This window comes from Dyella sp., from assembly GCF_035486915.1.
Taxonomy (GTDB): Bacteria; Pseudomonadota; Gammaproteobacteria; order Xanthomonadales; family Rhodanobacteraceae; genus Dyella_B.
In genome coordinates, this window is sequence record NZ_DATHMR010000022.1 from 1 (window position 1) to 10,761 (window position 10,761).

Annotated in this window: 8 protein-coding genes; 3 read left to right on the forward strand and 5 right to left on the reverse strand. The window is 60.3% G+C overall.

Going from position 1 to position 10,761, the window contains the following annotated elements; all coding sequences use genetic code 11:
• Positions 1-495, forward strand: a 495-nt coding sequence (locus VK725_RS02505; RefSeq protein WP_325316483.1) for a phospholipase domain-containing protein, incomplete at its 5' end; no start/stop codon positions are given.
• A 190-nt stretch (positions 496-685) separates the two neighbouring features.
• Here VK725_RS02505 and clpB read toward each other — a convergent pair.
• The 3 genes from clpB to rluD form a co-directional block, all read right to left on the reverse strand.
• Positions 686-3,268 carry an ATP-dependent chaperone ClpB gene (gene clpB, locus VK725_RS02510; RefSeq protein ID WP_325316484.1) on the reverse strand — a complete coding sequence of 861 codons (2,583 nt, stop codon included), beginning with the start codon at positions 3,266-3,268 and terminating at the stop codon, positions 686-688.
• 123 nt (positions 3,269-3,391) lie between these two features.
• On the reverse strand, positions 3,392-4,141 hold the full coding sequence (gene pgeF / locus VK725_RS02515; protein WP_325316485.1) for a peptidoglycan editing factor PgeF: 750 nt from the start codon (positions 4,139-4,141) through the stop codon (positions 3,392-3,394).
• 31 nt (positions 4,142-4,172) lie between these two features.
• The gene (rluD, locus tag VK725_RS02520) at positions 4,173-5,147 is read right to left on the reverse strand and encodes a 23S rRNA pseudouridine(1911/1915/1917) synthase RluD (protein ID WP_325316486.1); all 975 of its coding nucleotides are present in this window, start codon (positions 5,145-5,147) and stop codon (positions 4,173-4,175) included.
• Positions 5,148-5,218: 71 nt separating this feature from the next.
• Between rluD and VK725_RS02525 the strand changes: the two genes are divergently transcribed.
• Complete coding sequence (locus tag VK725_RS02525) at positions 5,219-6,079, forward strand: outer membrane protein assembly factor BamD (protein ID WP_325316487.1); 861 nt, start codon at positions 5,219-5,221, stop codon at positions 6,077-6,079.
• 82 nt (positions 6,080-6,161) lie between these two features.
• Here VK725_RS02525 and VK725_RS02530 read toward each other — a convergent pair whose 3' ends face one another.
• The gene (locus tag VK725_RS02530; protein ID WP_325316488.1) at positions 6,162-7,802 is read right to left on the reverse strand and encodes an NAD+ synthase; all 1,641 of its coding nucleotides are present in this window, start codon (positions 7,800-7,802) and stop codon (positions 6,162-6,164) included.
• Between the two features lie 411 nt (positions 7,803-8,213).
• Here VK725_RS02530 and VK725_RS02535 point away from each other — a divergent pair, with 411 nt between their 5' ends.
• Positions 8,214-9,812: a diguanylate cyclase gene (locus tag VK725_RS02535; protein WP_325316489.1), complete on the forward strand. Its 1,599-nt coding sequence runs from the start codon at positions 8,214-8,216 to the stop codon at positions 9,810-9,812.
• Between the two features lie 28 nt (positions 9,813-9,840).
• Here the strand turns inward: VK725_RS02535 and VK725_RS02540 are convergent, their stop codons facing one another.
• Complete coding sequence (locus tag VK725_RS02540; protein ID WP_325316490.1) at positions 9,841-10,695, reverse strand: hypothetical protein; 855 nt, start codon at positions 10,693-10,695, stop codon at positions 9,841-9,843.
• Positions 10,696-10,761: the final 66 nt, after the last annotated feature.

Here is a 10,761-nt window from a genome sequence, read left to right on the forward strand (position 1 = left end):
GTGGGCGCTGTATTCCAGGTCTACTGTTACAACCGCAGCAGTTACACCGGTCCATGGACTTACACCGTCGGCGCGAATGACAGCGTCTCCGATTACTGGAATGGGAGCGTCTTCAGCGGTGCGATCTATGCACTGGAAGTGCATGGCCCCAATGGCTTCATGCGCCACTATCAAGGGAGTGCCGAGCCCGCATCGGTGATGCCGGAAACGGCGATCACTTACAACGCCAGCGCCGGCACAGTCGAATTGACGATGAGCAACACAGGCACGAGCAGTTGCACGATGACGGTCACCAACGGTTACAACGCTTCCGACGTGCGCACGTACACCGTGCCTGCGAACGGCAGCGTGAGCGATACGTGGAATCTCAGCGGCAGCAATAACTGGTATGACCTCAATGCGACGGTGTCCGGTCTCAGTAGCTGGTCACGGCGTCTTTGCGGGCATATGGAGAATGGTTTGGCGAGCATGACGGAGGGACCGCATACCAACTGAGCTTGCCGATACCTAAGCCCCTCTCCCCTCGGGAGAGGGGTTGGGGTGAGGGTGCGAGTCTTGCGCAAGACTCCAACACTACGCTGCGCCCGCATCCTCATCCGCCCTGCGGGCACCTTCCTCGCTCCTCAGAGCCGAGCACATCCATGTGCTCTCCCCGCGTGCTCCCGAAGGGAGAAGGGATATGCCATTAGCGTTGACGGAAGGTCAGGTGGCCGTGCTCCGCCTCGACCACAATGGTCGCGCCCGGCGCAAAGCGTCCTTCGAGAATTTCCTTCGCCAGCGGATTTTCCAGCTGCTGCTGAATCGCACGCTTGAGCGGACGCGCACCGTAAACCGGATCGAAACCGACGTTACCCAACAGATCCAGCGCCTTGTCGCCAATTTCCAGCTTCAAGTGACGCTCGGCGAGACGCTTTTCCAAATACGCGAGCTGGATCTTGGCGATGGAGCGAATCTGCGTCTTCTGCAGCGGACGGAATACCACCAGCTCATCTAAGCGATTGATGAATTCCGGACGGAAGTGCGCCTGTACCACGCCGAGCACCGATGCCTTCATCTGCAGATAGTCGGCCTCCGAATCGCCAGCCTGTTCCTGGATCAACTGCGAGCCGAGATTCGACGTCATCACGATGACAGTGTTGCGGAAATCCACCGTGCGACCTTGACCATCGGTGAGGCGCCCATCGTCGAGCACTTGCAGCAAAATGTTGAACACATCCGGATGCGCTTTCTCGACTTCGTCCAGCAGGATCACGCTGTAAGGACGACGGCGCACTGCTTCGGTAAGGTAACCGCCCTCTTCGTAACCCACGTAACCTGGAGGCGCGCCGATCAGGCGGCTCACGGAATGCTTCTCCATGAACTCGCTCATGTCGATGCGCACCATTGCATCCTGCGTGTCGAACAGGAATTCGGCGAGCGCTTTGCACAGCTCCGTTTTGCCCACGCCGGTCGGGCCGAGAAACAGGAACGATCCGTAAGGACGATTCGGATCGGATAGCCCCGCACGCGCGCGGCGAATAGCATCGGACACCGCGCGCACCGCTTCGTCCTGACCGACTACGCGCTTGTGCAACGCCGACTCCATGTTTAGCAACTTATCGCGCTCGCCTTCCAGCATCTTGGTGACCGGAATGCCGGTCCAGCGCGATACGACCTCGGCGATTTCCTCCTCGGTCACGCGGTCCTGCACGAGCTTGAATTCCTGCGTCTCGGCCGCCTGTGCCACCGCAAGTTGTTTTTCCAGCGCGGGCAACTTGCCATACTGGATTTCGCTCATCTTCGCGTAATCCTGACGACGCTGCGCCGCTTCGAGTTCAAGCCGCGCCTGCTCGATCTGCTCCTTGACCTTGGTCGCGCCCTGCAGCGCTGCTTTTTCCGATTTCCAGATTTCGTTGAGATCGGAAAATTCGCGTTCGAGCTTGCTGATGTCGGTCTCCAGATCCGCGAGGCGCTTCTTCGATGCCTCGTCTTTTTCCTTCTTCAGCATCTCGCGCTGAATCTTCAACTGGATCAGGCGGCGCTCCAGGCGATCGAGCTCTTCCGGCTTGGAGTCGATTTCCATGCGAATACGCGACGCCGCCTCGTCCATCAGATCGATGGCTTTGTCCGGCAGCTGACGGTCGGTGATGTAGCGATTGGAAAGCGTGGCGGCCGCGACGATGGCCGGATCGGTGATTTCCACGCCGTGGTGCACCGCGTAGCGCTCTTTAAGGCCGCGCAGAATCGCAATCGTATCTTCCACGCTTGGCTCGCCGACGAACACCTTTTGGAAACGGCGCTCCAGCGCAGCATCTTTCTCGATGTATTTGCGATATTCGTCGAGCGTGGTGGCGCCGATGCAATGCAGCTCACCGCGCGCCAGCGCAGGCTTGAGCATGTTGCCCGCATCCATCGCGCCATCCGCTTTGCCTGCGCCGACCATCGTATGCAGTTCGTCGATAAACAGAATGATCTGGCCTTCGTTCTTGGCCAGGTCATTGAGCACGGCTTTGAGGCGCTCTTCGAATTCACCGCGGAATTTGGCGCCGGCGATCAAAGCACCCATGTCCAGCGCCAGCACACGGCGATCGCGCAAGCCTTCGGGCACTTCGCCTTTGACGATGCGCTGCGCGAGACCTTCCACAATCGCGGTCTTGCCTACGCCGGGTTCGCCAATCAGCACGGGATTGTTCTTGGTGCGACGTTGCAGCACCTGAATCGTACGGCGAATTTCTTCATCGCGGCCGATCACCGGATCGAGCTTGCCGCTTTCGGCACGCGCGGTCAGATCGACACAGTATTTTTCCAGCGCCTGACGCTGTTCCTCGGCATTTTCGCTCTGCACTTTTTCGCCGCCACGCAGTTTTTCGATGGCCACCTCAAGATTCTGTTTGGTGGCGCCAGCGGCTTTCAGCGCAGCGCCGAGTTCGCCTTTGTCTTCCAGCGCCGCGAGCACAAAAAGCTCGCTTGCGATGAATTGATCGCCGCGCTGCTGTGCGAGCTTATCGGTGAGATTGAGCAACCGCGTCAGCTCGTTGCCCGCATGGATGTTGCCTTCCTGCCCGCTGACTTTAGGCAGACGATCGAGCAATTCATTCACACGCTGGCGAAAGGCCGGAACGTTGACGTGAGCCTGAGTCAGCAGCGGTCCGGTCGAGCCGCCTTGTTGTTCGAGCAGCGCAGCCATCACGTGCACAGGCTCGAGCATGTTGTTGTCGCGTCCCACGGCCAATGACTGGGCATCGGCAAGCGCTTGCTGGAAACGCGATGTGAGTTTGTCCATTCGCATCGGAGTATCCCCAAAAAAGGTTTGGCGGACACGCCGCCACTGCCCGAAGAGATGCGGACAGGGCGGGTCGATTCAAGCGATGGGTAGGATGCACCCCGCCACGGCTTCAGCCAATAGCAGGGCTTAGCTCTGAGCGAGCCAGATCAGGCTGGCGAAACGGCCGCTGCGGGCGCCTTCGCGGCGATAGGAATAGAAGCGCTCGTCGGTCCGGGTGTCGAATCCACCGCCATGGACGCGGGTGATGCCGGCGGCCATCAGACGCTGTCTTGCCAGCACCGCCAAATCGCATTGCCAATGGCCTGGGCGCGTGGCGACGAACGCGTCGCTTGCAGAAGCGTCTTGTTCGATGAAGGCCTTGCGGACTTCTTCGCCCACTTCGTAGGAAGCCGCTCCAATACAAGGCCCCATCCATGCCATCAATCGCCCTACCGGGCGCTGCATCTGCTCGATGGTCTGCTCGAGCACGCCGGCAGCCAGTCCGCGCCAGCCCGCATGGGCGGCGCCGATCGTGTTGCCATCGTCGGCGCAGAACAGAACGGGCAGACAGTCGGCGGTGAGGATCGCCAGCACCGTGCCGGCCACGCGCGATACCGCGGCGTCCGCCTCGGGTTCTTCCGGGCTTGGCAGCGGCCCTAATTCCGCCGCGACCGTACCGTGCACCTGCCGCAGCCAGCGTGGATCGGAGGGAAGATCCAGCGACTGATGTAGAGCGCTGCGATTGCTGCGCACGGCCTGTTCGTCGTCACCGCTGCGCAAGCCGAGATTGAAGCGCTCGAAGGGTGCCTGCGAGATGCCGGGACCATGACGCGTGGTCACCGCAGCGTGCACACGGCTGGGCGCAGGCCAATCGGGAAAGATCCATGCGTCGTTCATCGGCACCATCGCGGGGTTGATAGTCGTGGGGTCAATGTTCGTCCGGGCCATTGACCGCAAGATCTTCGCGAAGTGCCGCCATCAATGCATTCATATCGGCAGGTCGCGGCGCCTCGAAGCTCAACGATTCACCCGTCACCGGATGCTCGAATGCCAGACGCTCCGCATGCAGCGCCTGCCTGCGGAAACCGCGCAGCGCTGCAACCAGTTCCGGTGTCGCGCGCTTGGGCAATTTGAGTCCGCCGCCGTAGAGGGGATCGCCCACCAGCGGGTGGCCGATATGCGACAGATGGACGCGGATCTGGTGCGTGCGCCCCGTTTCGAGATTGCACTGAACAAGCGTGTGCGCACGGAAGCGCTCGCGCAGACGATAGTGGGTGACGGCGTGCTTGCCGTCTTCTTCGTCGCGCACGGCTTGCCGCAGGCGATCGCCCATATGCCGGCCGATTGGCGCGTCGATGGTGCCGCCAGCGATGATCGTGCCGAGCACGATGGCCTCGTACTGCCGCGCCACCTCATGTTTGGACAGCATCTCGACCAGCGCCGTATGCGTCGCAAGTGTTTTCGCCACCACCATCAGGCCGGAGGTGTCCTTGTCCAGCCGATGCACGATGCCGCCGCGCGGGAGCTCCGCCAGCTTCGGGTCGTGATGCAGCAAGGCGTTAAGCACCGTGCCCGCCGGGTTGCCGGCACCGGGATGCACCACCAGCCCGACCGGTTTGTCGATCACCAGCAGGTGTGGGTCCTCATAAACGATATCCAGCGCGATCGCCTCGGGCGCGCTGGTCACTTCGGTCTCAAGTTCCACCTCCAACTGGACTTTTTCGCCCCCGCGCAGCAGATGGCGCGGGGCGGCCGGCGCGCCGTCCAGGGTCACCGCGCCGGCCTTCACCCAGGCGGTCAGGCGGGAACGGGAGTAGTCCGGGAACATCTCGGCCAATGCCTGGTCGAACCTCCGACCTGCGGCCGACAAGGGGACGATGGCCTCGTGACTGATGGTGGTCATGGTTTATCCCCCGGCTGGAGGCCGGTTTCGGCTATCATCCCTTTTTGCTCAATCATCTGAACCCCTTACTCATGCGCGTAACCAAGCTACCGGTCATCTCAACGCCTGTTTTGAAAGTACTTATCGTGCTCGTCCTGGCGATGACGATGAGCGCCTGCTCATGGTTTCACCGTAAAGGGGATCCGCTCGACACGTTGCCGCTGCCGCAGCTCTACGCCAAGGCACATACGGATCTCATGCATTCCGATTACTCGGCGGCTGAGAAAGCATATCAGCGCCTGATCGCGCGCTTCCCGTCCGGTCCGTTCAACCAGCAGGCCCAGCTGGAACTGGCCTACGCGCAGTACAAGAACAACAAGCCGGATGATGCGTATTCCACGATCAACCGCTTCATCAAGACCAATCCGCTCAATCCGCATGTGGATTATGCCTATTACTTGCGCGGTCTGATCAATTTCGATCGCACGAGCGGCGTTGTCGAGCGCGCATTTGCCGGCGAACGTACCGGCGCGCAGTCGCGCCGCGATCAGGGCTACAACCTGAAGTCGTTCGACGATTTCTCGGAACTGAGCCGTCGCTTCCCGGATAGCGCCTACGCCGCCGACGCACGGCAGCGCATGATCTACCTGCGCAACATCCTGGCGCAGTTCGAAATCAACGTGGCCGATTTCTACCTTCGCAACAAGGCTTACATCGCTGCCGCCGACCGCGCTCAGTACGTGATCGAGCATTATCAGGAAGCGCCACAGGCCGGCGACGCACTGGCCATCATGACGCGTAGCTATCTCGCGCTTGGACAGAAAGATCTGGCCGCACAGACGCGCCAGGTGCTCGCGCTGAACTATCCGGACCATCCGTATCTGAAAGATCCGAGCTGGCCGCATCGTCCGTCGATTCTGCGCCGCATGATTCCGTTCTCGGGTCACTACTAAGCGCCAGTTCGTCACGAAGACAAAAAAGCCGGTGTGCCTTAAGGCCACCGGCTTTTTTCTTGCCTGCTTGAAATGCGCCTGACTACTTCCAGCCGGACGTGATCGGATAACGGCGCTCACGACCGAACGCCCGCGTGGTAACGCGCGGACCTGGCGCCGACTGGCGGCGCTTGAATTCGTTCACCAGCACCAGACGCACAACGCGATGCACGATGTTTTCGTCGAAGCCGGCGGCAATGATTTCCGCTTGCGATTGCTCATCTTCGATAAAGCGCGCAAGGATCGCGTCGAGTTCGTCGTAGGGCGGCAGCGAATCCTGGTCGGTCTGGTTGTCGCGCAACTCCGCCGACGGCGGACGCTCGATCACTGCCGGAGGAATCACCCACGCACCCGCATCGCCGGTTTCGCGCTGCTCTGCCTCGTTGCGCCAGCGGGAAAGACGATACACCTCGGTCTTGTACACGTCCTTGAGCGGCGCGTAGGCCCCGCACATGTCGCCGTATAGCGTGGCGTAACCGACCGCCATCTCGCTCTTGTTGCCCGTCGCGAGCAGGAGTCGACCGTGCTTGTTGGACAAGGCCATCAGCATCACGCCACGCGTGCGCGATTGCAGGTTTTCTTCCGTCGTATCGGGCTTCTTGTCGCCGAACAGCGGCGACAGCGCGGTCATGAAGGATTCGTACGTCGGCTCGATACTGATGACGTGATAGTCCACGCCAAGACGCTCCGCCTGCCCTCGCGCGCCATCGAGCGAAAGCTGCGAGGTGTAGCGCATCGGCATCATTACCGCCGTAACGCGTTCGGGGCCGAGTGCATCGACTGCCAGCGCAAGCGTAAGGCCTGAATCGATACCGCCAGAAAGACCCAGCAACACGCCACCAAAACCGTTCTTATCGATGTAGTCGCGCACACCACGCACGAGTGCCGCGTAAAGCGTGGCTTCGCGTGTTGTGTCCTTGACGGTCGGCCAGTCGCGCGGATGCAACGTGCGATCCGACGGATCGAAATCCGCCCAAAGCAATGCATCGACAAACGCCGGCGCGCGACCGACAACGCGACCGTCCGCATTCACGAGCAACGATCCCCCGTCATACACCACCTCGTCCTGACCGCCGACAAGGTTCAGATACACCATGGCGCATCCGGTTTCCTGGGCGCGCTGGATGAGAATGTCCTCACGCACGGTTTGCTTGGCATCGTCCCAGGGCGAGGCATTGATCACGATGATGAGTTCGGCACCGGCTTGTGCCGCTTTCGCAGCAGGCTCGGCCTGCCAGATGTCTTCGCAAATGAGATAGCCCACGCGCACGCCATCGATGACTGCAACGGCAGTGGTACGGCCCGGACGAAAGTAACGCTTATCGTCAAACACGCCGTAGTTGGGCAGCGCCTGCTTGTGCGTAATCTGCGCTATTTCGCCATCGCACAGAAACGCCGCGGCGTTGTATACCTCGCCTTGGCTGTGTGGAAAACCCACGATGGCTTTAAGGCCGTTCGTGCCACGCGCCAAGTCGTGTACTGCCGCCTCACAAGCCGCTAGAAAGCTCGGTCGCAGCAACAAATCTTCAGGGGGATATCCGCTGATAGTCAGCTCGGGGAACACCGCCAAGGACGCATGACCGGCGCGTGCCTGAGCCATAAGGTCTCGCACTTTGGCGGTGTTGGCGGCCACGGCGCCGACCGGGAAATCGAATTGAGCCAAGGCCAGGCGAAGGGCAGCCATCTTTCTACGTATCCATGTTCGACCGGTGCTAAATGGTAGTCGAAGAGGTCGGGAACAAGGGGTGGCCGCGGACGCTGAAGAAGGGACTTTCTGCTTTTGCAGAACTGCTCTGTCTGTCGAAAGTAATGGTCTTTTGGCAGGTGTACTGCCAAAGCCGGCCTAGCCGTGATTTATTGCGCAGCCGCCATAATGCCGGTGTACCATCCCCAGACGCAGACGGGGAAAGGGGCAGATTTGCGTTATCGCTCGCACGCGAAAGTACCCGCGTCGCCGCGGTCATTAGGCCGTGGGTGGATGGTTTTGGTCTTTTTTCTCCTTACCGTGCTTGCCTGCCCAACGTGTTGGGCAACCGACCCCTACCCGTTGTTTGGCCCAAGGTGCCAGGAGCCGGCGGTTAGCACCTATAAAGCCATGCCCGGTGAACGCGCGCCAGGCAGCTATGCAGACCTTGCGTCGTGGATAACCCAACGCACGCCGGTAACACGGGTGAACATGCTCGGCGGCGACTTCTGGTTGGTTTCGCAATTCACGCCCGATCGGCCCGGCAATGACTGGGTAGTGACGTTCGACAACACGTACTATGAAAGCGCCAGGATTTTGGTACTTGGCGATGATGGCCTGGTTCGGCAATTTGAAACCGGTGCAAACACCGGCACGAACGACATGCCGCGCGGTACCGCCGCCGTTTCCCTCTCGCCGGGCCATCACTACGCCGTTGTGGTGGAAGTAAGTTCGAAGTTCTACACGGCGATACCGCGCATCGACGTGCAGACGCGCGCGGAATACCACAAGCGCCACACGAACGAATTGGCACTGATGCTCGGTTCGCTCGGCGTGCTATTTGGACTGGGCGTTTTCATCATGTTCGTGGGACTGTGGATCAGGGATCGCAGTTACACGCTCTATGGGTGTCAGGCGATGATCCTGGTGCTCGGCTGGGGATTCTTCTTCGGCGTGCCACAAGGCTGGCTTGGCATCAACACGGAACCGGTCAACTTCACGCAGTGGTTTATTCTGCTACCGGTCGTGCATGTTCGTTTCACGATTCGCTTTCTCGAACTGTGGCGGCATTCGCCACGCATGTCGCGGCTGGGTTACGCCATTGTCACCGCATCGATCATTGCGTTGCCGATCTCGCTGATCTTCCCATCGCTGGCGTTCCTGATCGCAACGTTTCTGGTTTCTACCGTTGTGTTGTTCTCGGCGAGCATGGGCGTGTGGTCGTTGTGGCGTGGCGTACGTCGCGCACGTTTCTTCACGCTCGCATACATGGCCGTGCTCATTCCGGGCTCGATCATTCTTCCGGTCAACTTTGGGTTGATTCCCAGCATCGTCGACAACGCCGACTTGATGACGCTGATGGGCAACAGCTGCGAAGCGATGCTGCTGGCGTTCGCATTGGCCGATCACGTGAAGCTGGTGGAAGACGGTCGCGAGCGTTTCCGCCGCGGCATGCAAGAAGCCGTTGCGAAGGCTTCCATCGACGCACTGACGGGGCTCGGCAATCGTCTGGCCTTCAATGTGATGATCGAAGAAATCACGCGCCGCGAAAACGTCGATCCCGCCGCAGGTACCTGGTTGATCGCCATGATCGATCTGGATGGATTGAAGCTCGTCAACGACAGCCAGGGACACGAGCGCGGCGACGATCTATTGAGCGCGGTGGGCGAAGGACTCGCACGGCTTGGCGATCTGATTCGCGCCTTCCGGCTCGGCGGCGACGAATTTGCCATCATCGCTTATGGCGATGAACACACGCAGGAGCGCCTGGAGAAAGCGCTTGCCGAACTTGACAAGCGACTGCGCGGCAGCGACTTCCCCGATGCAGGCATCAGCTACGGCATCTGCAGTGCGCCGGCCAATCAACGGCGTTTCAGCAACGCCGACTTCGCCGAACTCGTGCGCGAAGCGGATCGCGCCATGTACGCGCACAAATCGCGGCGCCGCACCCAACGCGTGTCCGACCCACACACCATCGATCAACCCGTCACCGAATTGCGCGGCGAATAGTTCGCCTGTCATACCGGCAGGGACATCCCTACCACCCGCGTTCGCCCGGTATGGTTTGCGGCACGCCGCAGATCGCCCTGCTCGCCTGCATGCCACCCATCACGGCAGCTTCCACGCAGCCTGCATCGAGACCCGTCTTCAACCAGTCGCCGGCGAGAAAAAGATTAGAGAAACCGGATTGATCGGCATGCAGGCGATAGATGCTGGTATCGACAAGCGATAACACATAGCGTTCGGATGGATCGACGTTGGCACGCCAGAACTGGCGATCAAAGCGCGTGACGCCGGAACCGTTCGCCGGGTCCACCAGCCAGTCCCATGGAAAATCCTTTTCGCCGACATGCGCCCACAATGCGCGGATTTGCGTCTGCAATTGATTGATCGCAGTTGCTTTGACAGCGTCGGCGCAGCGCGCAGGAAAGCCGTGGTCGTCGCTGGGCGGATAAGCATCGAGCGCCAGCGCATTGCAGAAGTAGGCAATATTCTTCGGTTCGTTGCCTGATGGCCACGTCTCGCGGCACAACAGCTGATCCATCGATGCCCAGGTATCGAACGGCTCGGTGAAGCCTGAAAGCACAGGCTCTTCGCCGTGATCGCCCGGATAGTTCCAACCGATCCCCTGGAGATCCTTGTTCATCCACAGTTGATACGCCTGCGTGGCCACCGCTGCGATGTTTTCACTGCACTGTTGCAACGGTTTACTGATGGCCAGCAGCGGTTGCGCAACCTGCGCGAGACTTGCCACAGACAAACCGAACACGACCTGATCGAAGTCGACACCGACACGCAGCGTCGTGTGAGGTAACGAAGAGCCGGTAGCTTGCCGATAGACATCCGGCCAGCTGGACCAATGACTCTCCAGGTTGATGCTGTGTTCTTGCAACAACGCGGCTTGTTGTGGATCGATCTGATTGTAAAGCGGTTGGGATGGTCAACATGGCAAGTCGTT